The 25,645-nt window shown below is 47.1% G+C and carries 23 protein-coding genes and 2 pseudogenes; 14 read left to right on the top strand and 11 right to left on the bottom strand.

Going from position 1 to position 25,645, the window contains the following annotated elements; all coding sequences use genetic code 11:
• The first annotated feature begins 24 nt into the window (after positions 1-24).
• The 7 genes and pseudogenes from ACETMN_RS32215 to ACETMN_RS32185 all read left to right on the top strand — a co-directional run bounded on the left by ACETMN_RS32215 (position 25) and on the right by ACETMN_RS32185 (position 7,285).
• Positions 25-993, top strand: a complete 969-nt coding sequence (locus ACETMN_RS32215) for a LacI family DNA-binding transcriptional regulator (protein ID WP_179198390.1) — start codon at positions 25-27, stop codon at positions 991-993.
• A gap of 71 nt (positions 994-1,064) precedes the next feature.
• On the top strand, positions 1,065-2,177 hold the full coding sequence (locus ACETMN_RS32210) for a glycoside hydrolase family 105 protein (RefSeq protein ID WP_091012439.1): 1,113 nt from the start codon (positions 1,065-1,067) through the stop codon (positions 2,175-2,177).
• The gene (locus ACETMN_RS32205) at positions 2,174-3,238 is read left to right on the top strand and encodes a pectinesterase family protein (RefSeq protein ID WP_091012440.1); all 1,065 of its coding nucleotides are present in this window, start codon (positions 2,174-2,176) and stop codon (positions 3,236-3,238) included. Before ACETMN_RS32210 ends, ACETMN_RS32205 begins: the two co-directional genes overlap by 4 nt.
• Before the next feature lie 342 nt (positions 3,239-3,580).
• Positions 3,581-3,826, top strand: a pseudogene (locus tag ACETMN_RS32200) (carbohydrate-binding protein); the annotation flags it as partial.
• Complete coding sequence (locus ACETMN_RS32195) at positions 3,819-3,911, top strand: transposase family protein (protein WP_223199812.1); 93 nt, start codon at positions 3,819-3,821, stop codon at positions 3,909-3,911. The pseudogene ACETMN_RS32200 and the gene ACETMN_RS32195, both read left to right, overlap by 8 nt.
• Complete coding sequence (locus tag ACETMN_RS32190; protein WP_373419801.1) at positions 3,908-5,185, top strand: chitinase; 1,278 nt, start codon at positions 3,908-3,910, stop codon at positions 5,183-5,185. Before ACETMN_RS32195 ends, ACETMN_RS32190 begins: the two co-directional genes overlap by 4 nt.
• The gene (locus ACETMN_RS32185) at positions 5,186-7,285 is read left to right on the top strand and encodes a glycosyl hydrolase family 18 protein (RefSeq protein WP_411735568.1); all 2,100 of its coding nucleotides are present in this window, start codon (positions 5,186-5,188) and stop codon (positions 7,283-7,285) included.
• Between the two features lie 103 nt (positions 7,286-7,388).
• On the opposite strand, the pseudogene ACETMN_RS32180 reads toward ACETMN_RS32185, so the two are convergent.
• From ACETMN_RS32180 to ACETMN_RS32170, 3 genes and pseudogenes are all read right to left on the bottom strand, one after another.
• A pseudogene (locus ACETMN_RS32180) lies at positions 7,389-7,970 on the bottom strand (IS3 family transposase); the annotation flags it as partial.
• A gap of 252 nt (positions 7,971-8,222) precedes the next feature.
• Positions 8,223-9,080, bottom strand: a complete 858-nt coding sequence (locus ACETMN_RS32175) for an aldo/keto reductase (protein WP_091012446.1) — start codon at positions 9,078-9,080, stop codon at positions 8,223-8,225.
• Positions 9,081-9,278: 198 nt separating this feature from the next.
• Complete coding sequence (locus tag ACETMN_RS32170) at positions 9,279-10,493, bottom strand: MFS transporter (RefSeq protein WP_091012448.1); 1,215 nt, start codon at positions 10,491-10,493, stop codon at positions 9,279-9,281.
• 164 nt (positions 10,494-10,657) lie between these two features.
• On the opposite strand from ACETMN_RS32170, the gene ACETMN_RS32165 reads away from it, so the two are divergent.
• The 3 genes from ACETMN_RS32165 to ACETMN_RS32155 all read left to right on the top strand — a co-directional run bounded on the left by ACETMN_RS32165 (position 10,658) and on the right by ACETMN_RS32155 (position 12,323).
• Positions 10,658-11,053, top strand: a complete 396-nt coding sequence (locus ACETMN_RS32165) for a winged helix-turn-helix transcriptional regulator (RefSeq protein WP_017691613.1) — start codon at positions 10,658-10,660, stop codon at positions 11,051-11,053.
• Complete coding sequence (locus ACETMN_RS32160) at positions 11,050-11,727, top strand: TIGR00266 family protein (RefSeq protein WP_017691614.1); 678 nt, start codon at positions 11,050-11,052, stop codon at positions 11,725-11,727. The genes ACETMN_RS32165 and ACETMN_RS32160 overlap by 4 nt, the downstream gene beginning before the upstream one ends.
• 134 nt (positions 11,728-11,861) lie before the next feature.
• Positions 11,862-12,323: a MarR family winged helix-turn-helix transcriptional regulator gene (locus ACETMN_RS32155; RefSeq protein ID WP_036612197.1), complete on the top strand. Its 462-nt coding sequence runs from the start codon at positions 11,862-11,864 to the stop codon at positions 12,321-12,323.
• Between the two features lie 144 nt (positions 12,324-12,467).
• Here ACETMN_RS32155 and ACETMN_RS32150 read toward each other — a convergent pair whose 3' ends face one another.
• A complete protein-coding gene (locus tag ACETMN_RS32150) occupies positions 12,468-13,442 on the bottom strand; it encodes an aldo/keto reductase (RefSeq protein ID WP_091012449.1) in 975 nt (324 codons plus the stop codon).
• 333 nt (positions 13,443-13,775) lie between these two features.
• On the opposite strand from ACETMN_RS32150, the gene ACETMN_RS32145 reads away from it, so the two are divergent.
• Together ACETMN_RS32145 and ACETMN_RS32140 are read left to right on the top strand one after the other, a co-directional pair.
• Complete coding sequence (locus ACETMN_RS32145) at positions 13,776-14,819, top strand: LCP family protein (protein ID WP_306299259.1); 1,044 nt, start codon at positions 13,776-13,778, stop codon at positions 14,817-14,819.
• Between the two features lie 190 nt (positions 14,820-15,009).
• Positions 15,010-17,598, top strand: a complete 2,589-nt coding sequence (locus ACETMN_RS32140; RefSeq protein ID WP_091012453.1) for a DUF2339 domain-containing protein — start codon at positions 15,010-15,012, stop codon at positions 17,596-17,598.
• 165 nt (positions 17,599-17,763) lie between these two features.
• Here the strand turns inward: ACETMN_RS32140 and ACETMN_RS32135 are convergent, their stop codons facing one another.
• The 4 genes from ACETMN_RS32135 to ACETMN_RS32120 form a co-directional block, all read right to left on the bottom strand.
• Positions 17,764-18,090 (bottom strand): hypothetical protein, encoded by a 327-nt coding sequence (locus ACETMN_RS32135; RefSeq protein ID WP_091012455.1) that lies wholly within the window; start codon positions 18,088-18,090, stop codon positions 17,764-17,766.
• Between the two features lie 56 nt (positions 18,091-18,146).
• A complete protein-coding gene (locus tag ACETMN_RS32130) occupies positions 18,147-18,650 on the bottom strand; it encodes an SMI1/KNR4 family protein (RefSeq protein ID WP_091012456.1) in 504 nt (167 codons plus the stop codon).
• 132 nt (positions 18,651-18,782) lie between these two features.
• Positions 18,783-19,346 (bottom strand): hypothetical protein, encoded by a 564-nt coding sequence (locus ACETMN_RS32125; protein WP_256974903.1) that lies wholly within the window; start codon positions 19,344-19,346, stop codon positions 18,783-18,785.
• A 490-nt stretch (positions 19,347-19,836) separates the two neighbouring features.
• Entirely contained in the window at positions 19,837-19,992 is a 156-nt protein-coding gene (locus ACETMN_RS32120) for a hypothetical protein (RefSeq protein WP_017691624.1), read from the bottom strand.
• Positions 19,993-20,221: 229 nt separating this feature from the next.
• Between ACETMN_RS32120 and ACETMN_RS32115 the strand changes: the two genes are divergently transcribed.
• Positions 20,222-20,893, top strand: coding sequence for an FHA domain-containing protein (locus tag ACETMN_RS32115; RefSeq protein WP_091012458.1), 672 nt, complete (start codon positions 20,222-20,224; stop codon positions 20,891-20,893).
• Positions 20,894-20,919: 26 nt separating this feature from the next.
• The gene (locus ACETMN_RS32110) at positions 20,920-21,498 is read left to right on the top strand and encodes a class I SAM-dependent methyltransferase (protein WP_091012460.1); all 579 of its coding nucleotides are present in this window, start codon (positions 20,920-20,922) and stop codon (positions 21,496-21,498) included.
• A gap of 171 nt (positions 21,499-21,669) precedes the next feature.
• Here the strand turns inward: ACETMN_RS32110 and ACETMN_RS32105 are convergent, their stop codons facing one another.
• From ACETMN_RS32105 to ACETMN_RS32095, 3 genes are read right to left on the bottom strand one after another with little or no spacing between them, the layout of a single operon-like run.
• A complete protein-coding gene (locus ACETMN_RS32105) occupies positions 21,670-23,955 on the bottom strand; it encodes a carbohydrate-binding domain-containing protein (protein ID WP_091012461.1) in 2,286 nt (761 codons plus the stop codon).
• A 26-nt stretch (positions 23,956-23,981) separates the two neighbouring features.
• Complete coding sequence (locus tag ACETMN_RS32100) at positions 23,982-24,662, bottom strand: DUF4956 domain-containing protein (RefSeq protein WP_091012463.1); 681 nt, start codon at positions 24,660-24,662, stop codon at positions 23,982-23,984.
• Positions 24,655-25,473, bottom strand: a complete 819-nt coding sequence (locus tag ACETMN_RS32095; protein ID WP_411735567.1) for a polyphosphate polymerase domain-containing protein — start codon at positions 25,471-25,473, stop codon at positions 24,655-24,657. The genes ACETMN_RS32100 and ACETMN_RS32095 overlap by 8 nt, the downstream gene beginning before the upstream one ends.
• Between the last annotated feature and the right edge of the window lie 172 nt (positions 25,474-25,645).

The following is a 25,645-nucleotide window of genomic DNA, read 5'->3' as shown; positions in this document are numbered from 1 at the left end:
GCGTATGAGAGGTGTTGATTGATTTTGATAACCATTAAAGACATTGCCAAACTGGCGGGGGTGAGCTATAGCACAGTATCAAAGGCGCTGAATGATGATCCCCGAATCAAACCGGCAACAAAGCAGAAGGTGCTTGCGGTCGCGGAGAAACACCAGTATCGGAAAAATATGTTGGCTCGGCAGCTTTCCACGGGCAGGAGCAACATCATCGGTTTTGTGCTGGATGAGCTGAGCAATCCGTTATTCTCGAACATCTCCGGCCGTCTGCACACCGAACTGAAGAAGCGGGGATATCAGATGATCCTGGTTGTGGCGGATGATGGTGTGGATGTCTTCAGCCAGCTGCGTGTGGACGGATGTATTCTGTGGGACTATGCACTGGACAATCGGGAGATGTTCTGGAAAAAGTTCGCGACACTTAACATGCCGTGTTTTGTGCTAGGTACAGATGAAGCGCCGAACTCTCCATACATCAAGATTGATCGCAAAGAAGGGCTGTTCAAAGCAGTCGAGCATCTAAAATCGCTGGGTCACAGCCGAATCGGGTTCATCGGCAACTCGCAGAATATTAAACTGGAGGGATACCGGGAAGCGTTGCAGCGTACGGGTCTGGCTTTTAATGAAGACCATGTGCTGCCAGCGTATTCCTCCTGGGAAGACGGGTATTTTGCCATACGGAATCATACGTTTGGGCCGGAGTCGCCAACAGCGTTTATTGGGCTGAACAACCTGGTCACCCGAGGTGCGCTCCGGGCTTTGCTTGAGGCAGGTTATAGCGTTCCACGCGATATCTCGTTAATCGGGTATGATGATCTGCCGGATATGCAGTATGCTGAAGTAGCTTTAACGACGATTGGCCCGTCTCTGGATGAACTGGCCGTGCAGGCAGCCGAGCTGATTGTTTCGTTAATCCGTGATGAACAGATCGACGTTCCGGTAGTCATTCAGCCCAAGCTGAACCTTCGCAATTCAACGGCAATGTGCCGACAGTAAGCAAGAGTGAAGTGGTTATCCGTTAGTCATACATGTATTAGGTGGATACAACATTCAAGGAGGAATTGCTTATGCAGGTACAGACGCAGTTATCCTGGTCTGAGCGAATTGCAGCAACGATCATCCAGCAATGTGACGGGGACGGTTATCATGCGTTCCCTTCGGGACGATGGGCATACGTGGAAGGTATGACATTGATGGCGATGGCACGAACTGGGCGATATTATGGCAAGAAAGAGTATGTTGATTTTATGAAAAAACATATGGACCTGTATATCCAGCCGGATGGCTCTATTGGCACCTATACTTTGGAAGAATATAATCTGGATCAGATTAATCAGGGAAAAAACCTGTTTGCATTGCTGAATGGTGCTGAAGATCAGCGTTACGCAGAAGCAGCGCATCTCTTGGCCGCACAGCTTGCAGGGCAACCTCGAACATCGGAGCGTGGCTTCTGGCACAAAAAAATCTATCCATTCCAGATGTGGCTGGACGGCCTGTATATGTCATCTCCCTTTCTATCCGAGTATGCGAAGACATTTCATCACCCCGAGTTATGGGATGAAGTGGCACACCAGATTCTGCTGATCGAACGCCAGACCCGTGATCCCCGGACCGGACTGCTCTATCATGGTTGGGATGAATCGAAGGAGCAGGTCTGGGCCGATTCATCGACAGGGTGCTCGCCACACTTCTGGAGCCGGGCGATGGGCTGGTATGCCATGGCGATTGTGGACAGCGTGGAACATTTTCCCGTGAATCATCCAAAGCGCGGAACCATCATCGGTATCTTCGAACGGATGTGTCATGCTTTGGTGCGCGTGCAGGAGCAGGAGAGTGGGTTATGGTTCCAGGTACTGGATCAGGGCTTCCGCAAAGGCAACTATCTGGAAGCATCCGGGTCAAGCATGTTTGTATATGCACTTGCGAAGGGTGTGCGGCTAAGGTATCTGGAGCCGCATTTCAGAGCTGCGGCGGAGAAGGGATGGCAAGGACTGTCCTCCAGATTGGTGGAGGAGACGGCTGACGGCGTTCGGTTAAAGGGGATCTGTCATGGCGCAGGACTAAGCCTGGATCGGGATGGCTCGTACAACTACTATGTAAGCGAAGCGGTTGTAAGCGATTCCTTTATGGGTGTGGCTCCGCTTCTGCTGGCAGCACTGGAAATGGAGCGATTGCCATGACACAGCAGAGATTGCCGAATACAGCATTGGAATCATCGACTCCCTGTCTGACTGTTGCTTCAGACGGGACGGGGGATTATGTGACGATTCAGGCTGCAGTCGATGCGCTGCCGGAGAATGGCATCGGAAACGTTCCGATTCGAGTGAAAGCCGGCGTGTATCATGAGAAGCTGCATATGGAGAAGCCGGGCATTCACCTGATTGGTGAGGGGGCAGAGCAGACGATCATTACGTATGATGATCATGCACTCAAGAAGTTCCCGGATGGGTCGCCATATCATACGTTTCATTCCTATACAGCCTTCATTGGTGCCGATGATTTCACGGCAGAGGGGATTTCCTTCGTAAATGCTGCCGGGCCGGGCAAGGAGGTTGGTCAGGCGCTGGCCGTTTACGTAGATGGAGACCGGGCGGCCTTTCGTCGCTGTCGTTTGATCGGTCACCAAGATACGATTTTCACCGGCCCGCTGCCGGAGCAGCCCATGGATCGCAGTTACTTTGGCGGGCCACGCGATGGTGCCGAGCGGCGTAGACTGCGGCAGTATTTCGAGGACTGTTACATCGAAGGCGATATCGATTTTATTTTTGGCTCGGCTACGGTGGTATTTAAGGGCTGCGAGATCTTTACGAAGAATCGTCTGACTGAAGCGGAGGCTGCGGAGGGGCAAGTGAACGGTTGGATTACCGCAGCATCTACGCCAGAGGATGTGCGTTACGGCTATGTATTTCTGGACTGTGATCTGACAAGCAATGCTCCGCCGCAGTCGGTGTATCTGGGCAGACCGTGGCGTCATCATGCCAAAGTATGTTTTCTGAACTGCTGGATCGGCGCTCATGTGAAGCGAGAGGGATGGCATAACTGGAACAAGACAGATGCAGAGCAGACCGTTCAGTATGCGGAATATAACAGTGCCGGTCCTGGTGCCGGATGTGCTGCTGATCGTGTGCCTTGGGCCAAGATGCTGACCGAACAGGAAGCGGCCGAGTACACTGTACCTCTGATTCTGTCCGGCGTGGATGGATGGCAGCCTTTTGAAGGGAGAGGGGAGCAGCGGCAGTAAGATACGTCCTCTTCTCTGCGCAATATCTAACAAGGGTTTTCTTTCAATTCTCCTAAGGAGTTGAACGAAAACCTTTTTTGTGCGCTATATTACATTTTTCGCCCCCAATAGAACTATTTTATCCCTTATCTCTTTTGCATTTTACTGATTAAATACAGGGTGAGGATCTGTAAATTCCCTGTAAAATTTGGATGGTACCTGCAAAAAAAGAACACGAGAGGGAAGGTCCATTTTGGTAAGGGAAGGGAGTGAAGTGACACGCAACATCAGATGGCTGAATGAGGCTGGCTCTAATCGATCACAGATCAGATGCAGGTGGACTATTGAAGTTTTGTTTGCAAGGTGAACGTATCCTTAGTACAGGAGGGATTTTGCTTGAATCAAGCTGTTCGATTCCGCCCGGTCATTACATTTGCTTTGGCATTTCTTCTACTTATTACGTGGTTTGCACCGAGAGCCGATGCCGCCGCCCAGTGGCAGGCAGGCACTGCATACCAGAAAGGAGACCTCGTAACATATCAAAATAAAGATTATGAGTGTATTCAAGCCCACACGGCGTTGACCGGATGGGAGCCCTCTGTTGTGCCCGCGTTGTGGAAATACGTCAGGGAAGGTTCGGGAGGGGAAACGCCAACGCCAGATACGGCACCACCTTCTGTTCCAGCGGGTCTGACTTCATCCGCCATCACGAACACCTCCGTGAGTCTTTCCTGGAATGCATCCACGGATAATGCGGGCGTAGCGGGGTATGAGGTGTACCGGAACGGCGTTCTTGTGACAAGTACTTCAACTACAACAGCTGTAGTCACTGGACTGACAGCCAGCACGACTTATGCTTTTACGGTAAAAGCCAAAGATGCCGCAGGCAATATATCCGCTGCGAGCACCTCCCTCAGTGTAACAACTTCCAACGGTTCTTCTAATCCTGGGCCAACCGGCAGCAAATGGCTGATCGGCTACTGGCATAACTTCGACAATGGTTCGACCAATATCAGACTTCGTAACGTATCAACAGCCTATGACGTCATTAATGTCTCCTTTGCCGAACCGATTTCACATGGCAGCGGAACGCTTGCTTTTACTCCATACAATGCGACGGTAGCCGAATTCAAATCAGATATTGCCTATCTGCAAAGCCAGGGGAAAAAAGTACTGCTTTCCATGGGGGGAGCTAACGGTACCATTGAGCTCACCGACGCGACCAAGAGGCAGCAATTTGAAGATTCGTTAAAATCAATCATTTCCACCTATGGTTTCAATGGTCTCGATATCGATCTGGAGGGAAGCTCCCTGTCTCTGAATGCAGGGGATACCGACTTCCGTAGTCCAACTACACCGAAAATTGTTAACCTCATCCAAGGTGTGAAAGCGGTTAAGTCACACTTCGGCGCCAATTTCATCCTGACGGCTGCCCCGGAGACGGCCTATGTACAGGGGGGATATTTGAGCTACGGCGGTCCTTGGGGGGCATACTTGCCAGTCATTCATGCCTTGCGTAATGATCTAACTCTGCTACATGTGCAGCACTATAACACGGGCTCCATGGTGGGTCTGGATGGGCGCTCTTACGCCCAGGGAACAGCTGATTTCCATGTGGCCATGGCAGAGATGCTGCTTCAGGGATTTCATGTAGGCGGCAGCTCAGGTCCTTTCTTTAGTGCCTTGCGACCGGACCAGATTGCCATCGGCGTACCGGCTTCCCAACAGGCTGCCGGAGGTGGGTATACCACGCCAGCCGATCTGCAGAAGGCGTTGAATTACCTAATCAAAGGTGTGTCGTACGGCGGTTCCTATACTTTGCGCCAGCCTGCGGGCTATGCGGGGATAAAAGGGATTATGACCTGGTCAATCAACTGGGACGCATATACGAATAACCAGTTTTCGAGCGCACATCGTCCGTTCCTGAACGGGCTGAGTACGCAAACGACAAAGGAGGTTGTGTATTAGATGATACATTTTAATAAACACACTGCTTTCAAGAAGACTGCAACATTTTTACTGGGTCTGTCCCTGCTTTTATCCGTCATTATTCCTTCTTTTGTGCTCCAACCCGCTACAGCAGCAGCAGCGGATTCTTATAAAATTGTTGGTTACTATCCGTCCTGGGCTGCGTACGGGAGAAACTATAATGTAACGGATATTGACCCCACCAAAGTCACGCATATCAACTATGCGTTTGCCGATATTTGCTGGAACGGTGTTCATGGGAATCCGGACCCTTCGGGCCCTAATCCGGTGACCTGGACGTGCCAGAATGAAAAAAGCCAGACAATCAATGTACCGAATGGAACAATCGTACTTGGCGATCCATGGATTGATACCGGCAAGACATTTGCAGGGGATACGTGGGATCAGCCCATTGCAGGCAATATCAATCAGCTGAACAAGCTGAAACAAATCAATCCTAATCTGAAGACGATCATCTCCGTCGGAGGATGGACATGGTCCAACCGCTTCTCCGATGTGGCTGCGACTGCTGCAACACGGGAGGTTTTTGCAAACTCTGCCGTCGATTTCCTGCGCAAATACAATTTTGACGGGGTAGATCTGGACTGGGAGTATCCGGTATCAGGCGGGCTGGATGGTAACAGCAAACGTCCTGAGGATAAGCAAAATTACACACTGCTTCTGAGCAAAATCCGTGAGACGCTGGATGCTGCCGGAGCTGTGGACGGCAAGAAGTATCTGCTTACGATTGCAAGCGGTGCGTCGACGACCTATGCTGCGAATACAGAGCTTGCCAATATAGCGGCCATCGTCGACTGGATTAATATTATGACATACGATTTTAACGGGGCCTGGCAAAAAGTCAGCGCGCATAACGCGCCGTTGAACTATGACCCTGCGGCTTCGGCTGCCGGGGTGCCGGATGCCAATACATTTAATGTGGCTGCCGGAGCACAAGGACATTTGAATGCTGGCGTGCCGGCCGCCAAACTTGTGCTTGGTGTTCCATTCTATGGCCGCGGCTGGGATGGATGCGCACAGGCGGGCAATGGCCAGTATCAGACCTGTACGGGAGGTTCCTCCGTTGGAACATGGGAAGCAGGTTCCTTTGACTTCTATGATCTGGAGACCAACTACATTAACAAAAACGGGTACACGCGTTACTGGAATGACACGGCCAAGGTGCCATACCTCTATAATGCAACCAACAAGCGTTTTATTAGCTATGACGATGCGGAGTCTATTGGATATAAAACGGCTTATATCAAGAGCAAGGGACTCGGCGGTGCGATGTTCTGGGAGCTTAGCGGTGACCGGAACAAAACACTCCAAAACAAACTGAAAGCCGACCTGCCTACCGGAGGTACGGTGCCTCCAGCAGATACGACGGCGCCAAGCGTACCGGGAAATGCCCGCTCGACAGGTGTGACAGCTACCTCGGTGACGCTGGCTTGGAATGCTTCAACAGATAATGTGGGTGTTACTGGGTATAACGTCTACAATGGTGCCAATCTTGCTGTCTCCGTCAACGGAACGACCGCAACAATCAGCGGCCTGTCAGTAGGTACTTCTTATACTTTCACGGTAAAAGCAAAAGATGCGGCAGGCAATCTGTCTGCAGCCAGTAATGTTGTAACCGTGAGCACTACGACTCAACCGGGAGGTGATACGCAAGCACCAACTGCACCGACGAACCTGGCATCAACGGCGCAAACAACATCCAGCATAACGCTGAGCTGGGTGGCATCCACGGATAACGTGGGTGTAACGGGTTATGATGTGTACAATGGAACGGCTTTGGCGACATCTGTGAACGGAACGACAGCAACGATCAGTGGGCTCGCTGCGGACACCTCGTATACATTTACGGTGAAAGCAAAGGATGCGGCGGGGAATGGTTCTGCTGCGAGCAATGCAGTGACTGTGAAAACGGCAGCAGGAACGACGAATCCGGGCGTTTCCGCCTGGCAGGCGAATACAGCCTATACTGTAGGACAGTTGGTCACGTATAGCGGCAAGACGTATAAATGTTTGCAGACCCACACTTCCTTGCCTGGATGGGAACCATCCAATGTTCCTGCATTGTGGCAGATCCAATAGTTAAAAAATGGATTACAACATTTTGAATTGAAACGTGCAGTAGACAAGAAAAACCACCGATCTTAGATTGAAGTGACCCCGTAAAGTTAGACAGATTATATCTTTAGGCAACTTGTTGGGCATGAATCCGGTACCGTACCGGACTCATGCCTTTTAGTTTTGCCTTAATGCGTTTGTTGTTGTAATAATCGATGTATTTGGATAGTTCTTGTTTAAAATGTGAGACATTTTCAAATTCCTTTAAATACAAGAACTCAGATTTCGTGATGCCAAAGAAGTTCTCCATGACGGCGTTATCGTAACGGTTACCTTTCCGGGGCATATTTTGCGTGATGCCATGTTCTTCAAGGGCATGACGATACGGTCTCATCTGGTAGTGCCAGCCTTGATCCGAATGAATAAGGAGTTTATCTTCATTTGTCAAACTGCAAAATGCTTGCTTGATTTAACATTGTGGAAAAAGTGAGTAGATCGGTCTTGAACCAATCGTATATGTAATGATTTCTCCGTTATACAGATCAAGTATGGGAGATAAGTATAGTTTTTCTCCGAATAATTTAAATTTTGTAATGTCCTTAAGACAATTCTCGTTTGGTCTTTTAGCACGGAATTTGCGTTCTAATAGGTTCGGTGCAATCTAGCCAGTTGTTCCTTTATACGAATGATACTTCTTCATATGCATGATGTGCTATTGTCTAATCCAGTTTAAGAAGACAGGATGGTGAAGCTCGATCGATTTTGCGATGTTTTTCAAGTTTTCTGATCCCTTTTCATAACACATAACGGCTTGTATTTTTTCAGCTGAACTGAATTTAGTCATAAAAAAACTGCACCTCCAATTGGTAGTTGTGTCTAACAATTTGGGGTGCAGTCCACCTGGTCTGGTGGTTTTTCGTTATGTTATGTCAAACAAAGCAGTCTCCAAAAAGATTATTCATTAGAAATCGAAGTTGTCCGGATCAGGTCCAACGCGTACATCTTCGTTCAGAGCACTGATCTGATCCATCTCTTCATTTGAAAGTTCAAAGTCGAAGATGGAGGAGTTCTCAATAATCCGCTGTTCCTTGGTGGACTTCGGAATGGTAATGACTCCATTTTGCAGATCCCAACGCAGGATTACTTGTGCAACCGATTTGCCTTTGGCTGAAGCAATCGCCGTGAGCACTGGGTTGTCCAACAGCTGACCTTGCATCAGAGGCGACCAAGCTTCAAGCTGGATACCATTCTTTTCACAGAAAGCCTTAAGCTCAACCTGAGTCAGGCGAGGGTGGTATTCCACTTGATTGATCATCGGTTTCACTTTGGCATCCTGCATCAGGTCTTCGAGATGATGAATCTGGAAGTTGCTTACGCCAATAGCCTTAATGCGGCCGGCTGCGTACAGTTCCTCCATGGCTTTCCAGGCTGCTTTGTATTTTCCTGCCTTAGGCCAATGAATCAGATACAGATCCAGGTATTCCAATCCCAGTTTGTTCAGTGTGGTATCAAAAGCTGCAAGTGTCTCTTCATATCCGAGGTCTGCATTCCATACTTTAGATGTAACGAACAGTTCTTCGCGGTTCAGGTTGTTTTCTTGCAAAGCTTCTGCAATCGCTTGTCCAACACCAGCTTCATTGCCGTATATTGCAGCAGTATCAATGCTACGGTATCCATGTTTAATCGCATTTCTCACGGCTTCAATCAGTTCAGATCCTTCTTCTACCTTAAATACACCAAGTCCGAACCAAGGCATAGGAACACCGTTATGCAGAGTTACTGTGGATTGTAAATGTTGTGCGGTTTGAGCTGTTGTCATGAGATTTCCTCCTTAAAGTGTGTAAAAATCAGTCATATTAAGCTGAATTTTTGTTGTTTTATCATACAAAATTAAATCATAGTAGATCAAATTGGGTTCAACGTATTATAGTATAATAAAATACCGTATGAAACCGGTTCCCCTTGAAGGCTGGAACCGATATATATATAAGAGTGAGACCCATGGTCGGAATGGAAATTAGAACGAAGCTTTCTCCATTTCGACTGATGCATGTTGATCCTTGCTTTCCAGCATTTTAGCCCAAACGGTCAGGATTACAGCTACGAGAACCATCAAGGCACCGACCCATGTCGTGTGAATCAAACCGATGGAATCATTGATCACGCCACCCAAATAGGCACCTATAGCGATCCCTGCATTAAATGCGGCGATGTTAAAGGCTGAGGCTACATCCTTGGCCTGTGGTGCATATCGTTCAGCCAAGGTTACAACGTACATCTGAAGACCAGGCACATTCATGAAGGCGAGCAGACCCATACCCATAATGGTAAGTAGTGCTGCCAACTTGAATGGGACCGTAAAGTACATGATGCCCAGAATGATGGTCTGAATGATGAACATGTAGAAGAGCGCCTTGAGCGGGTTGCGATTGGCTGCTCTGCCGCCGATGATGTTGCCAACAGCGATGGCTATTCCGTACAACAACAGAATGAACGCTACTGTTTTCTCGGAATAACCGCTAATATCATGCAACAACGGGGACAGATACGTAAACACAACAAATGTTCCTCCGTACCCAACAGCAGTGATGGCAAAAGCAAGCAGCAAGCGCCCACCTGTAACCAGCTTCAGCTGATCCCGAAATGCCGTCCGTGTTCCTCGCTTCAACGTGGATGGCACGAGTATCAGGTTTCCGATCATTGCAATGATGCCAACTACAACAATCAGGATAAAGGCAGCGCGCCAGCCCCAATGTTGGCCAATGAGTGTACCGAGAGGTACACCGGTTACTGTGGCAATGGTAAGACCGGAGAACATGATGGCAATAGCACTTGCCCTACGGTTGGCAGGTACCAGATCGGCTGCAATCGTGGAGCCGATGGACATGAACACCCCGTGTGCCAGAGCGGATACTACTCGTGCAATGAGTAACATGGTGATGCCCGTTGATAGTGCAGCCATCGTGTTACCCGCAATGAAGATTATCATGATGGCAAGCAATAGCGTTTTGCGTGATATGGTAGACGTCAGTGAAGTCAGAACAGGAGCTCCAAAGGTAACGCCTAATGCATATAAAGTAACGGTCAGTCCCGCTGAAGTTACGGAAATGCCCAGGTCATCTGCAATGAGGGGCAGTAGCCCAACGCTGATAAATTCTGTGGTACCGATCGCGAATGCACTAATGGCCAGTGCTAGCAGTGCCCACGTGCTACGCTTTGAATCTTGTAACATTTCTTGCTCAACTCCCCCGAATGTAGATTTACGTACCGGCAAATGCTATTATGAGTTATTCGGTATAGATTGAATAGTACGTACTTTTTAGTACCCTACGTACTTTTTGGTGCCTATACAGCATGCGACGGATGTAATCCAATTCATCAGGGAGGAAGCAAGTTATGGTTAGAAAAAAATATAACATCTCGGTTGAAGCTACCCTAGAAGTGATCGGTGGCAAGTGGAAATGCGTGATTCTCTGCCATCTGACACATGGGAAAAGACGAACCAGTGATCTCAAGCGTATTATGCCCGCAATTACACAGAAAATGTTAACACAGCAACTGAGAGAGCTTGAAAACGACGGAATCGTAAACCGAATCGTATATAATCAGGTCCCTCCCAAAGTAGAATACGAATTGAGTGATTACGGGAGAAGTCTTGAACCAATTCTCAATGCGCTCTGTAATTGGGGAGATCAACATATTGTGAAGGAATACGGAGACAAATCAGCAGTTCTGGAAGACAATGGACTCAATGATTTTAACTCTGACAATAGGGAGCTGGTGCAACCGTGAACTATGAGATTTTATATGATGGTGCTTTTGCGATGCTCAAGGTACATTTGCAGCGGGGAGAGCGGTTCAAGGCCGAGAGTGGTGCGATGGTATCCATGACTCCTACGGTTGAACTAAAGGGTTCAGCAGAAGGTGGGATGTTTGCCGGGTTCGGTAGGATGCTGAGCGGGGAGAAGTTTTTCTTTCAGGAATTGACGGCTGCGGGCGGGTCGGCAGAGATTCTGCTCTCACCTTCCAGTATGGGCGATGTGGAAGCTGTTGAATTGGACGGTTCCTATTCACTCTATGTGCAGAAAGACGGATTTCTGGCAGGAACCGAGGGCATCCAGGTGAATACCAAAATGCAAAACCTGAAAAAAGGTCTCTTTTCGGGAGAAGGTTTCTTCATTATTGAGATCAGCGGACGTGGAACTGTATTTCTGTCTTCCTATGGTGCCATCCATGCGATTAATCTGGCAGCAGGTGAAGAAATGATTGTGGATAACGCCCATTTGGTGGCATGGCCTCATTATGTAGATTACCGGATAGAGAAAGCTTCACAGGGCTGGTTATCCAGTGTTACAAGTGGAGAAGGATTGGTATGCCGGTTCCGTGGAGAAGGAACCATTCTTATACAGAGCCGCAATCCGCAAGGATTCGGACAATGGGTGAAGCAGTTTATCCCTGCGCGCTAATCATTTTTTTGAGAAAGAACACACAGAGTTGCAACGGATATGTTTCCATCATCGTTGTATGAATAATGGATTTACTTCATTGACTGACGGATACATATTCTGTTGCATAAGGTCGCACATCATGGAGGTATGAGATGACAAGCTCACGGTATAAAAACGCACAAGAAAGCCCGGGATATCTGTTATGGCAAGTTACAGCCATGTGGCAAAAGGAAGTACGCAGGGTGTTGGAGCCCCTCGAACTGACACAACCTCAATTTGTATTATTGCACGCCTGTTTGTGGCTCAATGAACACGATGAGGAAGGCAAAGGAGTTACTCAGGTTCAAATTGCTCAGTTTGCCAAGGTGGATGTTAACGTGACTTCTCAGGTTCTACGTGCACTTGAAAAAAGGGGATTAATTACCCGCGCTCGTCATCAGACAGATACGCGTGCCAATATTATCACAACAACGGAAGAAGGAACCCGATTGGCTGTGGAGGGAATCCATCTGGTCGAGGAATCGGACAAGGCATTCTTCGAAACTTTGGATGAACGTAAGGGAGAGTATTTGGAGATTATGCAAGAGTTTCTTCGCCAAAAAACAGAGAGTTGATCCGTAATATATCTTTTTTTAATTCATTAAACTACAGAATGTAGTGGAACTGGAAAATTTTCTGATTATTAATAATTATAGCACCTCTGTAAAATACAAATAGACCTCCTGACTTCATCTTGTCGGGAGGTCTATTTCGGTTGCTCAATCGATTCGATAGGACGCAAACGGCTCGCGGCGACGGAAAGAGTCACTGATCTGGTCCAGATCGGCCAACAGCTCATCGGGCAGTGACATGTCCAGACTAGCCAGATTATGTTCCAGCTGTCCGGTGCGTGTAGCGCCCACAATCACTGTAGATACAGCCGGACGTGTCAGTAGCCATGCGAGCGACAGAACACTCGGGGAGCATCCATATGAGGCAGCTTTTGCGCTTACTTGTTCACTCAGTTGGATATTATGCTCCAGCAGGAAACGGTTGAAGGACGGATCGGTGTCTGCTCTGGAACCAGAAGGCACACTAGTCTGTCCGTTATATTTACCGGTCAGAATACCACCTGCCAGCGGGAAATACGGGATAATACCCACACCCTGATCGAGACACATTGGTACCAGTTCCAGCTCAGGTGTACGGTCTGCCAGAGAGTAGCTGGTTTGGGTGGAGATGTAGCGCACATAACCTTTCTGTTCACTGATGCCTAAAGCTTTCATCAGCTCCCAGGCTGCGTAGTTGGAGGCTCCGATGTAACGGACTTTGCCGGAAGTGACCATATCATCCAGTGTGCGCAGTGTCTCATCCAGCGGTGTATGCGGATCAAAAGTATGGATCTGGTACAGATCCACATAATCCGTTTGCAGGCGCCGCAGGCTATGTTCCAGCTCTTGTTGCAGGTGGTAGCGGGAGGAACCCCGCCCATGGGGACCGTCATGCCGGGGAAGTCCGGCTTTGGTCGCAAGCACCGCGTTTTCCCGACGACCTGTGAGAGCCTGTCCAATGATGCGTTCTGATTCCGTACCTGCGTAGATATTGGCGGTATCGATAAAGTTGATGCCCTGATCCATCGCTGCATGAATAATGCGGGTAGAAGCTGCTTCATCCGCGCGTTTACCAAACGCATTGGTGCCGAGCCCCAGTGCCGACACACGCAAACCACTATTGCCCAAACGTCGATACTCCATCCTTTATCGCTCCCTTTATGTTCATTTATGTAGAGGTAGTTCAAAAAGTCCACTTTTGATTACGAATGATGCCTGGCGGCATCATCAGCTTCGAATATGAAATTCAGCCGAATAAGCATATGCTTACGAAGTATGTTTCCTTCGGAAACATTTTAGTTGCTCACGTAGTTTTTCCTACGCTCCGCTACTCCATTTCTAGCTTCATTCCATCTTCTTGGTACTGAAAACCAAACTTTTTGAACACGTATTTGTATAGCAGATTATAACGTAATCTATTGAAAACGTGTTATTAATATAGTTAAATGATTCTAAGAACCCGTTATTAAAGGAGATATGATGGAAAACAGTGCCGCACATTTAACAAGACGGAAGCCGAAGAAACCGAAGAAGAAATGGAAGAAGCCATTGATCATCACCCTAAGTGTGCTGCTTGTGCTCGGAGGACTCGGATTTATCTATCAAAAGCAACTCGTCGTGTTTGCCTTTAATTTGTTCGCTTCAGCTACGGTGAAGGAAGCCTTGGATGACTCCTTTGTACCAGCTGGCGATAAGGATGCCCCTGTCGTGGAACATACCGACCCATTCTCGCTGTTGCTGCTAGGGATTGACCAACGGGATAACGAACCAAGCCGTTCGGATACCATCATCTATTCCGTCGTGCGTCCAGAAGACAATAAAGTGCTGCTGCTGTCCATTCCACGTGATTCCTATACCGAGATTGTTGGCCGGGATGTGAAGTCAAAGATCAATTCAGCGTATGCCCACGGTGAAGCCAAGATGGCGATGGATACGGTGGAGAATTTGCTGGGGAACAAAGTGGATTTCTATGCCGCGATTAATTTTAACGGGCTCAAGGATATTGTTGATGCGGTGGGTGGCGTTGAACTGCCGATCAAAAAAAATATTGAGAACAAGCTCAAAATTCATGAGAAGCTGTTTGTTGAAGCGAATAAACCGATCTATAACGGCGAAGAAGCGCTTGGTTATGTGCGTTACCGGGAAGATTCCGATTTCAATCGTACGATGCGTCACCGGATTTTCCTAAGTGCCTTCATGAATCGTGCGCTGGAGGTCAAAAATCTGACCAAGATCCCGGACGTCATCCAGATTGCCGGATCGAATTTTACAACCAACATGACCTCGGACTTTATCGTGAAATTTGCCGAGTCCTTATATATGAAAGATAGCATACCAACGATCAGCAATTACATGCTGAAGGGTGAGGGGGCAACGCGCAGTGGCACATGGTACTACGATCTGTCGGAGGACGATCTGCAGTATGTGCGTGGCATGATCGCTAGTTGGCTGGACCCGGATGCGACTGAGATAATTGAGCCCGAGTCAGCCGACCAATCGGAGACGAGTGATGCGGCCTAAGATCCATTCTTGTGCAAAATGCTCATATGAATATAAGTCGGGAGAAGCGGTTGCTTCCCGGCTTTTTTTGCGTTTGAGATCCTTCGATTGAAATATTGCACAGATATATCTAATGTTTAAACCTCTTTTTATGGCATACATATAGTAAAATATAGGGAAAAGATTAAACATCAACCAACGGAGGAAGCTCATGAAGGAGTTTAAGGAACGGCTTGGGCAGGTTCAGGAGCAGCAGAAACAGCTGGCGAAGGAGTATCATGCCCTGCTCCAGGAATACCAGTCCGATGATCTGATCGTTAAGAATGAACAGTTACAGGAACAGTATGAAGCCCACAAACTCAAGCTGCATCAGCTTGAACTTCGCTCGCGCAAGATGGAAGAAGAGAATGCACGTCTTCGCATGGCGTTATCTGAACAGATGCTGGATGAGAAGCTCAATCTGATCCGGGTATCTCGGGAGAAGATGGAGACCTATTTTCAAGGGAAAACAGCAGTACATAATGATCGAATTGCGTTCCATGAACATCGAACGAAGTCCAACCTGAACGCGCTGTACAACCAGGCGGCACAGGAGTTGCAAGAGGATTCCCACGAGGTGAAGGAGAGAATTGCATCCCTTGCGGCAGAGGTGAATGAGCGCATTGAATCGCACAGACGAGCCGTACGGGAGAGAGAAGAGGCTCTGCGTGGGCACATGGCACGTGGATATGAGCAGATGGCGGAAGAAGGGTTGAGCGAAGAGACGATTCAACGGCGGATCAAGCAGAATCGCATGGAGATGAAGATTGGACTCAGCTGGATCAACAAAGTAGCCATCCTGCTCCTCATTCTGGGGGTTGGAGCAGCGTTCCGATACTCGTACTCGACCTGGTTTAATGACGAGATGAAGAGCGGAGCCTTTTTCCTGCTTGGTGTTCTGATGCTTGCTGGAGGAGAGTGGCTGTTCCGCCGTAAAAAGCAGACGTTTGCAATGGGCCTGCTCGGCGGTGGGATCTCCGTGTTATTCGGGTCCATCTTCTATAGTTACTTTTTACTGCATATTATCGGGTTATATACGGGACTTGCCCTGTCTGTATTGGTATCGGCAATCTCCGTATTGTTGTCCCTAAGGTATCAGTCGAAGACCATCTGTTCATTGGGTCTGGTAGGCGGATATCTTCCCCTATTCTCCTATATGTTCTCGTTCGGACTTGAGGGCCCTGCTGTCTATGTAGCCATGATCTATCTGCTGCTCTTAAACGGCATTATTGTGTTCATTTCGTTTGGCAAACGGTGGCCGGTAGTGCACTATATCAGTTTCCTGTTCAACACACCATCCATGCTTATCCTCTTGTGGCTGTCGCCAAGTGAGAAGATTGGCATGTTGTATTCCATTGTGACGTTTGCATTATATCTGGGCATTACACTGGCATATCCGTTCAAACATCGGATGAAGTTAACCTGGTGGGATTTTGCTCTGCTGGCCATGAATACGAGTATCAGCTGTCTGATGTTATATGTGTTATTCGATGTGGCGAATTGGAATGATGCTCAGGGCTTGCTAGCGTTGATCTTCTGCGTGGTGTATCTGGGCCTCGCACGATTCGTTCAGCGCAATATGGCTCAGGAGAAACAGACCATTCTACTCTTCTATATCACTTCCCTGACCTTTGCCATTCTGATTATTCCGTTCCAGTTCGGGGCCAAGTGGTTATCAATGGGTTGGTTGATTGAAGGGGTTCTGCTGGTTACGCTTGGACATCTGAAACGGCTCAAATCGGTGGAACGTGCCGGATGGGGCATTGTGCTTCTATGTCTAATCACTTTCGTGTACTATGACCTGCTGGCGCTATTCTTCATCGGGGAACGTTCTTACTTCATGTTAAAATATTCCAGCATCACGCTGGGGACCCTGCTGATTACACTGTATTATGCCTGGGCAGTTCACAGCAGCTCATCTGCCAGGGAGAGATTCAACTACAGCCCGCTGGAGCTGGGCTTCCTGAACGGATTCAAGTATGTGACACTCGCCAATCTGTGGTTATACGTGCTGTATGAATCGAATGAATTGTATACCAGAGCTGTGGATGGGACGTTCCTGTTATACATGTTCTACAAGATGCTCATGTTTGCAGCGCTGACCATTGCATTGGCCTATGGATTGAGCAAAGTGAAGTTGTTGCGTGATCAATACGTACAGATGTATACCACTTTCCTGCATGCCATTGGTTGCTGTATTGCACTGGCTGTCACCTTAACCATGCCAGCGCTTCAGCCGGAAGTTCAGCAGCATACAGCAGCAGAGATTGTTGGTTTGCTGGTGCTGATTATCTTTAATGTAGGGGTGTTCTTTGCAGGAAGGGATCTGCTCATTGCGGGCATCCGCGGGCAGTTCAAGAGCATTGAATGGTACCCGGTTATCGCAGGGGTATATCTGCTAGGGGTCATCACCGTATTCCTGACGATCCAGTTCCAGTGGGGTGATGTGGGGCTGATGTTCAGCCTGATCTATCTGCTGCTGGCGATTCTCTATATTGCGTATGGATTCCGTAGAAAATATGTGATGATTCGGCGTCTGGGTCTTGGGTTGACGTTGTTTGCTACGGGTAAAATGGTGTTCTACGATGTGGGGATGCTAACCTCGGGCAGCAAAATCTTTGCCTATTTCAGCTTCGGTGTATTGCTGCTCGGCATCTCTTACCTGTATCAGAAGGTGTCGAGTCGGATGGAGGAAATACAGTCCAGAGAGACAGCGAAGCCTGAAGACGAACCGACTATGCCGGAGGATGAACAAGATTGATATAATGATTCTACTTTCAGCCCATGATATGTTATCAATGTATTACGAGGAGGGGGGGCACCCTGTAAGGAGAGGCTTAAACTATTGTTCTTACTGATGTATATTTTTATTTGAACTATATGGAAGGACTCCAGAAGTATTTCAAATCTGGAGTCCTTCCTCAATTTAATCCTTGTTCTTAATCTCAGCGACGACTTGAAAGCCGTTTGCTTTTCCATTAAGATATCCTTGCTCATAGTAGTCTATGCCATCAGGGGTTATAGTTACTGCAACTGTCTCCGGGTCATTCTCTACGGGCTGTGCAACGATATATCCTCTGTCTAGCAGATATGAGATGGCCCTGTGCTTTTCTATGTTTTCCTTTTGGTAGAATCTATTTTTCGGTAAAAGCATCGCGGGATTTTCAGTAAACCAAGCTGAATATATTTGCTCCGTAATATCGTACCTTTCTTGTATCCTCTCTTTAATTTGAATCTCTCTTTCATCGAGCATACGCACACCTCCGCAAATTAAGCTATAATTACGGGTCAGACTACTGATCATATCTTTTATTCTTCAAAACTACGCTTTGTTTTCCAATACCAGAACTTCTCGCCCTGAGAGATTATAAACCGTTCTAACCATGTCTCAAAGTTACTGTAAAAAGATCCCGTATGTTCAACAGAATATAAACTCTCACAAAGCAACAGATATTGCTCATCACCTGAACTCCAAAGCTCTAAATCAATTAGGATTCGATCATCAAGAATATTGGCGACTACAATCTTATTATCTGATGCTTCATTGTAATGTATAACATCTTGGGCTGAATATAAGAGGCTCTCCCCGCCATATTCAGGGTCTTCAAACAAGGACGCTCCATTACATAATTGTAAAAAGCTTATGTAATCCGGAGGTAATGGAGTAGAAAAATACTCCGAAAGCTCTTTAATTTTATCTTCGGATGCACCTGGTTTGAATTTATTCCTAGCAGTCATTTTCCCAGTAGGAGCAAGTATTTCAATTCGACCATTATTTTGGTCCGACCATTCCTTAAATACTTTAATTAACATTTACATAGCCTCCTCAAAAAAACTGGAGCTGTCCAAGGCCCTTTCTGGTTTGAAAATTATATTCACAGGAATTTTCAGAATCAATTATAGGGAATCTCTCCTGGAAATTAGCACGAAACTAATCAAATAACCTTAATTTATTTTATCCGAGATTTTCTTAAGCTCAAAGATAGTTGCCTCTGATAACAAGATAAGCTTCTCGTTATTAACAACAAAAAAACTTAAACTTACAGGTATACTAATTTTTGTAGAAGGATTACTTACACCTATTGCTTTTACGACATCATTTTTATTTAAGTTTGGAATATCTAATTTATATAATCTATAAAAAGAATCTGAATTATTGCAGGTCGCTGTAAACTCATATAATGGGTTTCTTAGTTCAGTTTGATATCTACTGTAGTTTTTAATTCCTTTTGATGAAAATAAGTCTTTTTTGATGATTATTTCATCACCAATAAATTTTTGACCTGTTGGATATTCTGAGGCATCATTATATGAATTTGCAAATCCTAAAAGCTTCTCAACGTTCCAAGTTCCATAGAAATATTTTTCAGTTTCACTATCCAAACTTGTACGTTCTAGAGAACAATACTCATTATTTTGCTGTGTTGTTACTTGTTTACTCGGGGACTCACCCGAACCTTGCATAACCGATGCGGGATTACCTGATCCACCACATCCTTCTTTTTTCACCTATGATCTCCTTTCATAGACCTAGCAGAAAGTATATCAAAGAAAATGAAACCATGAATGACATATGATTAACATTATTTATAATTTGAGTTAAATTTATGTTATATAATCCTCCAGAAAAGTCGTTCCTCGATAATCGAAAAGCACCTAACAGAAATCTACTTGCAAGTGTCTATACTCTACCCCTTAATACCGTGATTAAATGGAGAAATTGTTGGGTTGAAAGGTGGAGAGGAAACCAAAATCACAAAACTAAAAAATGTCACTAGCACAAATGGCTGAAATCCATCTGCGTGCCGGGCAGTTTATGATTGAAGTCATGCAATCATTCATATTTTTAGTATTGTTTTACAATCAAAAATAAGGCTCCGGGCTGCTTTGATCAGCAATCTGGGGCCTTATTGAACTGTTTTAATTTGGATTGGAAGCGATCGCCTAATATGACATTCGTGAAACGTTTTGCGCAGAGATCACGTTATAATAGAGTAGACTAGGGCTGGATCTTCATTTGTAACCACGAGGTTTCGGCAGCTGATGTGCCTTTCAGTGATTCTCCGCCATCATCGTTCATACGGGAGAGCACGGTTAATGTCATGGACAGGGCAAAGGCGAGCAATACGTATATGAAAATGTTTTTTTTGTTCATGGAAAGGTACCTCTCTTGTTGAATGATCTAAAGTAGACATCCGGCCGTCATGAGAAAAAAAGCACAACGTCTGGTATAGTAGAGTTAGTAGAACCGAACATAAATCGTTCCTGTATACCACTATATTGAACTATAGCGGTGCAAACAATGGAACAAATCTGATGATCTTATCATTATTGTTACAAAATGTTTATAGAGATCGAGTGATCATTGAAGGTGGGAGAATAACATGCGGGAGACGGCAAAAATCGTCATTCGTACGCCAGGACAGGAAAGTGACGGCTCATTCGCTTATGTAAGCCAGGGTCGCTCCATTACGGTGGGACGATACACAGGCGGTAGTGAATTGGACTTGTCTGTTTATAATCAGATGATATCGAAGCGGCATTGCCGCATTCATTATGATGTACAGCAGCAGTTATGGATCGAAGATCTGGATAGCAAAAATGGAACCGAACTGAACGGGCAGCGCCTCGTTCCCTATGAGAAATATCCGTTTGGCGAAGGAGACAGCCTAACGCTCGTCAACGGCTTGATTCAGCTTCGCGCTGAAGGGGATCTTGGAGAGACAAGGGAATATCGGGTGTCGGATCTGTTGGGTGAGGGTGTACGTTTGCAGGACCACTTGCAGACCGTGCAGATCGGTGAAGTGGAGATTCCGCTGTCCAAGAAGGAATATCAGCTATTCAAGCTGTTGTACAGCGAACTTGACCACTTTGTGACAAGGGAACAGATTGTGGCTCAGGTGTGGCCGGAGCGGAGCATGCTGGAGAGTGACGCGGTAGGGATCGACGAGATTAACTCGCTGATCTATCGGACGAATCGCAAGCTGGGTGTACACTTTACCATCAAGTCCGTTTATAAAAAGGGTGTATATATGAAGTCTCATGTGCCGGAATGAATGATTCATAACAAAGGGATGAGTTCATGTTCATCATTTACCTGATTCCATGGCTGATTGCTGTGGTGACATTGATAGGTGTCATATCCATCGTACTTGTTAGTTGGAAAAACGGGATTTCTCCGATGCCCACATCTGGCCGCGTCAGGCAGGTGGTCATTCAAGAGGTGAACCGGATTCCCGGGTACGGGGATGTGCTTGAAGCAGGTTCCGGATGGGGTACACTGGGACTGGATGTTGTAAGGCACTGTCCTGGTAAAAGGCTGACTGGGATTGAGAATTCGAGAATTCCCTTATGGTCTTCCCAATTAATTGCGTATCTCAGTGTTCGCTTACGTCGTGCCAAGGGAAAGAGGCACTCTCTCAAGGGTAGACTGAGGTTCATACACGGGGATATCTACACCAGTTCCTATGAACATGCAGACTGCGTAATCTGTTATCTGTTTCCGGGAGCCATGACCCGGCTTCTGGACAAGTTCAGTCGGGAGCTTCCGCCGGGTGCCAAGGTGATTAGCGTCTGTTTTGCACTACCGGGCAAGGAACCGCTACGCACAATAACATGTCGAGATGCATTACGCACCAAGGTGTATGTCTACACGTTCTGAGAAAAGGATTGCATCGGCTTCACCTTAAAAGAGCACTATAATCCACTGTAATCCTGGTTCCAGAAGAATAACGAAAGAAAGCTCCGATCTCACATAACGTGAAGTCGGAGCCTTTTTTGTTTCGCCTGCGCCTGAGAAGCGAGTTATGCGCTATGGCTCAGGATATCATGATTATTTTGCAGAATCGGTAGTGCCTGCGCTGTCGGATGTTGTACCGGATTGCGTCCGATTTCTGCCGCCTCCGAATCCGCCTTGGCCACGACCTCCGCCAGGACCGCCCATACCTGTATTGGCTGTAGTCACACCAGATTCATTCACCCAAGTTACATTACTGGTCGATTGGAATGCAACCACTTGTGTTCCGCCACTGTAAGTACCGTCTGTGTAGAGCCCATCCACTGCTTTACCTGTAGACGTACCACCGGAGTAGATCACATAAGAGCCATCTTTTTTCAGATCCGGTGAGCTGACAACCACAGTTTGATAATCTTTTGCCGGAGCAAAGGTCAGGATGTTATTGCCTTCGCTATCTTGTAGATGTACAAGTGTTCCAGCTTTTTGCGTTGCAGGGAACGTCATTACAATGGTATTTTGCGTGGACGCATCGGATGTTCCTTGTGCCATACCAGAGCTTCCGGCAGCCACGAGGTATCCACCGCTGATTTCAAATGTACCGTCATAATCCAATGCTCCGTTACCGTTATCCGTTGGTCCATTCACAATAACCGTACCACCAGTCATGGTAATGGAACCATTGGAATCCAGTCCATCACCACCTGCGTTCACGGTGAGTGTACCGCCGTTAATGTGGAATTCGTTATTACTCGCTGCTCCCATTCCGCCCGGTCCACGTCCTTGCTGAGTAGTAGCCGTACCTTGGGATGCCTGATCGGTAGTCGATGTTGTGCCTGTCGTTTCGGTTACAGAGATGTTCGATGTCGTTGTTGCATCGGTTGCTGTAGTAGCACTATCTGTACTTGCCGCTGTTTCCGTCTCGCCACCTGCAGCATTGACGCCATCATCGGATGCCGTTACATCTACATCCCCATCGTTCAGGGTGATGATTGCTCCTTCAAGTCCTTCATAGCTCTTCACGATTGTGATGGTTCCACCGTTAATCGTCAGTTCCTGATCGGCATGAATGCCGTCATCACCGGATTCAATGTTGAATGTTCCGTCGTTGACTGTCACGTTATTGTTGCTGTGCAGGGAATCATCCATGGAATCAATGGTATACGTACCGCCATTCACCGTCAGGTCTGTACCTGCTTTCAGTGCTTTGGCACTTGTGGACTCGGTTGCTGTTGCAGCAGTGTCCGCATCGGCATTGGTATCGGTATTTGTTGTTGCTGTTGTGTTGGCAGAACTGGATGTTGCGCCGTTTGTATTAGCACCTGCATTCGTACCGCTGTTAGTAGGCATCTCCGGCATATCTGCAGGAGGTTCGCCATCTGGTGGTGTACCCATATCGGTTGGTGGTGTGCCGCCACCCCATCCACCGCCACCAAATGGACCTTCTTCTACTTTGGCTGGTGCATTGGCGCTACCGCCAGCAGTCACAATGTTGTATGTGCCGCCATCCGTAACGAGTGCAGTTTCAGCCTGAATACCATCATTGCCACTTTGGATATCGAAGGTACCTCCTGCGATAGCAACGTAACCTTTGGTGGTATCTGTGTCATTGGTTGATTTGATACCGTCGCCTTCGGCTTGAATGGTAATGGTACCCGCTTGAATGGCGACCATATCCTTACCTTTTATACCGTCATCGGCTGCTTTGACACTGATGTTCCCGCTAATGATCTTCAGATCATCCTTGCTCGTAATCCCTTCATTATAGTTACCTGTGACGGTCAATTGACCTGCACCGTTGAACGTAAGATCCGTTTTGCTGAAGATTGCTGCATCCGGCTCGTCTGTTGTAGCGTCAGCGTACACATACGTTTTACCATCCGATACGGTATTTTTGGTTCCTTTTTCGAGTGTAATCACCGCTTTACCGGCCTTTTGAATATAGATCGCTGCACTGTCATTATCATGGATGGTAGCTCCGTTTAATACGAGATGTACGGTGCCCTTATCGGCAACGTTGACCACGATCTGACCGTCGGTTAGCTCACCGCTAAGTACATAAGTACCTGCTTCCGTAATTGTTACTGAGCCATTGGCTGCTTTGGCTCCCGAACCGGTTACCGTTGCAGTTGTACCGTTCAACTTAATCGCTGTGGAATCTGCCTCGCTCCAGCTAATGTTGGTATCGTCAGCATCCAGAGAGACCAGATCTGCGTACTTCACAGAAGTTTGCTCATTGACCGATACCGTTTTGGTTGTTCCTGTCGTTGACGTTGCGGCATTGGCGGTTGTACTTGTCGTTGCTGGTGAACTGCATGCGGCGAGTAGGCTGGTAATCATGGCGATGGACCAAAGTTTGCTGCCTGTTATCATGTTTTTCTTCATATAGATCGTTCCCTTCGAATTAAGAATTAATATTCCGTTGTTGGACTCATGGTTAACGAGATATCCAGGTTGCCGTTCCGTGTGCGGATGGCATCAAGGAATTCCTTTTGGCTAACACTTTCGTGAATGGTTACACTGTAGACCAGCTCATACAGACTGCCGAGCTCGGTCGTTCTGATCTTTTTCAGGTCAAAAGGTACATTAAATGTATGGAACACTTCATTAAGTGCTTCTTCATAGCTCAAATTCTCAGGAATGGTGACTTTCAGCGTTTTCAGCTGACTCTTCTTGCCGCCGAAGTTGAAGCGACTCAGGACAAACATCAGCACACACAGGATAATCGTGAACAGCACTGCGTATCCAAAAGCACCTACACCGCAGGCAAGACCGGAAGCCATCGTGAACAATACATAAGCAATATCCTTTGGATCACCAGGTGCACTGCGGAAACGAATGATCGAGAAGGCACCTGCCAAGCTGAATGCTCGAGCAATGTTGCTGCCGATGAGCAGGATGATGATGGCGACAATGACGGGCAGGACGACCATCGTTAGGGTGAAGCTCTGAGAATAGGTGGCTTGGTTGGTCTTCATGTACGTGAGGCTGATGATTAATCCCAGAATGATGGCAAGACCAATGGTGATGACTGCGTTGTTAAACGTCAGGTTGGTATCGGTTAGGGCGGAACTGAATAGTGAATCAAGCATATAAGACACGCTCTCTTTCTATAATCGTTTTATCTTGTTCTATGGATGGGTTGAAGTCAGTACCTGGCACAAGAATGCGCTCCGTCTGGTAATTCAGGTTGGTTGTTCTCACCAGATGTCTGAATTCGTTGCCGTATTTGGAGAATCCGGTGCGGTAGAGACCATGCTCACAGAGCAGCTGCGACAGCCACAGCGGAACGGTTTTCTCGGCTTTTACTTCCATCAGCCACCTTCCGTCCTTCACGAGCGGTTCACCGTAATCTCCCTGTTCCAGCTTCAGATCGTATCTGCGGCTGCGAATGTTGGTGTCAAAGGTAATGCGGAGATCCCGGCTGTTCTTGTCAAAGAGTGCTTTGCGTTCATACGCCAGATACACTTTCGGTTCAAGATCGTAGAGGCGAAGGAAGTATTTGATCTCTTCCACAACCTGTTTGTTCATATAGTCTGCCAGCTCCGGTGCCTGTCCTGAACGAACGAATTCGTACGCTTCATCCAGCTTCAAGGCGGTTCTGCGCTTGTTCACCAGGCCAAAGACTTTCTTTTTGATCTCCAGATACACTTTGGCATTCTCTTCAGGTATTCCATACGCCCGCAGTCTTAGCTTCTCCTTGTATTTTGGTTTGGAGAGACTGGCGCGAATCAGGGAATCCTGTGGAGTATCGAAATACAGGTTACTGATGGAGTAGTACTCATGTTTCTTGTTGTAGGCATCCAGTTCCATGTATTTCAGCAGGTCGTTGTAGAAATGGGCGTACTGTTCATCCGTCAGAAGGTACTTGCTCTCATATCGGTTGAATACTTCAATTGCCATGTGGGATTCAGTCCTTTCGTTGGTGGGTTGTATGTTTTGATGCATCGTGTATTGCTTCCATGTCTGTATCTTAGAGGGCCAACCTTGAATGAATCTTAAATGGTTTTACATTGCGTTAACATTTTTTTACCTTCCAATAATATAAAAATTGAACTAAACATGTACACGAGAA

Origin of the sequence: Paenibacillus sp. M2 (assembly GCF_046713495.1) — a bacterium.
In the GTDB taxonomy this organism is placed as follows: Bacteria; Bacillota; Bacilli; order Paenibacillales; family Paenibacillaceae; genus Paenibacillus; species Paenibacillus amylolyticus_B.
This window is presented reverse-complemented; position numbering and strand designations above follow the sequence as displayed.

What these genes read in the sequence shown, in the direction of transcription:
- ACETMN_RS32120 (WP_017691624.1), bottom strand. Translation starts at nt 19,992, where the DNA reads ATGAACAAAAAAAACATTTTCATATACGTATTGCTCGCCTTTGCCCTG.
- ACETMN_RS32175 (WP_091012446.1), bottom strand. Translation starts at nt 9,080, where the DNA reads ATGACAACAGCTCAAACCGCACAACATTTACAATCCACAGTAACTCTG.
- ACETMN_RS32185 (WP_411735568.1), top strand. Translation starts at nt 5,186, where the DNA reads ATGATACATTTTAATAAACACACTGCTTTCAAGAAGACTGCAACATTT.
- ACETMN_RS32165 (WP_017691613.1), top strand. Translation starts at nt 10,658, where the DNA reads ATGGTTAGAAAAAAATATAACATCTCGGTTGAAGCTACCCTAGAAGTG.
- ACETMN_RS32140 (WP_091012453.1), top strand. Translation starts at nt 15,010, where the DNA reads ATGAAGGAGTTTAAGGAACGGCTTGGGCAGGTTCAGGAGCAGCAGAAA.
- ACETMN_RS32145 (WP_306299259.1), top strand. Translation starts at nt 13,776, where the DNA reads ATGATGGAAAACAGTGCCGCACATTTAACAAGACGGAAGCCGAAGAAA.
- ACETMN_RS32205 (WP_091012440.1), top strand. Translation starts at nt 2,174, where the DNA reads ATGACACAGCAGAGATTGCCGAATACAGCATTGGAATCATCGACTCCC.
- ACETMN_RS32210 (WP_091012439.1), top strand. Translation starts at nt 1,065, where the DNA reads ATGCAGGTACAGACGCAGTTATCCTGGTCTGAGCGAATTGCAGCAACG.
- ACETMN_RS32170 (WP_091012448.1), bottom strand. Translation starts at nt 10,493, where the DNA reads ATGTTACAAGATTCAAAGCGTAGCACGTGGGCACTGCTAGCACTGGCC.
- ACETMN_RS32115 (WP_091012458.1), top strand. Translation starts at nt 20,222, where the DNA reads ATGCGGGAGACGGCAAAAATCGTCATTCGTACGCCAGGACAGGAAAGT.
- ACETMN_RS32130 (WP_091012456.1), bottom strand. Translation starts at nt 18,650, where the DNA reads ATGTTAATTAAAGTATTTAAGGAATGGTCGGACCAAAATAATGGTCGA.
- ACETMN_RS32095 (WP_411735567.1), bottom strand. Translation starts at nt 25,473, where the DNA reads ATGGCAATTGAAGTATTCAACCGATATGAGAGCAAGTACCTTCTGACG.
- ACETMN_RS32105 (WP_091012461.1), bottom strand. Translation starts at nt 23,955, where the DNA reads ATGAAGAAAAACATGATAACAGGCAGCAAACTTTGGTCCATCGCCATG.
- ACETMN_RS32110 (WP_091012460.1), top strand. Translation starts at nt 20,920, where the DNA reads ATGTTCATCATTTACCTGATTCCATGGCTGATTGCTGTGGTGACATTG.
- ACETMN_RS32150 (WP_091012449.1), bottom strand. Translation starts at nt 13,442, where the DNA reads ATGGAGTATCGACGTTTGGGCAATAGTGGTTTGCGTGTGTCGGCACTG.
- ACETMN_RS32135 (WP_091012455.1), bottom strand. Translation starts at nt 18,090, where the DNA reads ATGCTCGATGAAAGAGAGATTCAAATTAAAGAGAGGATACAAGAAAGG.
- ACETMN_RS32100 (WP_091012463.1), bottom strand. Translation starts at nt 24,662, where the DNA reads ATGCTTGATTCACTATTCAGTTCCGCCCTAACCGATACCAACCTGACG.
- ACETMN_RS32155 (WP_036612197.1), top strand. Translation starts at nt 11,862, where the DNA reads ATGACAAGCTCACGGTATAAAAACGCACAAGAAAGCCCGGGATATCTG.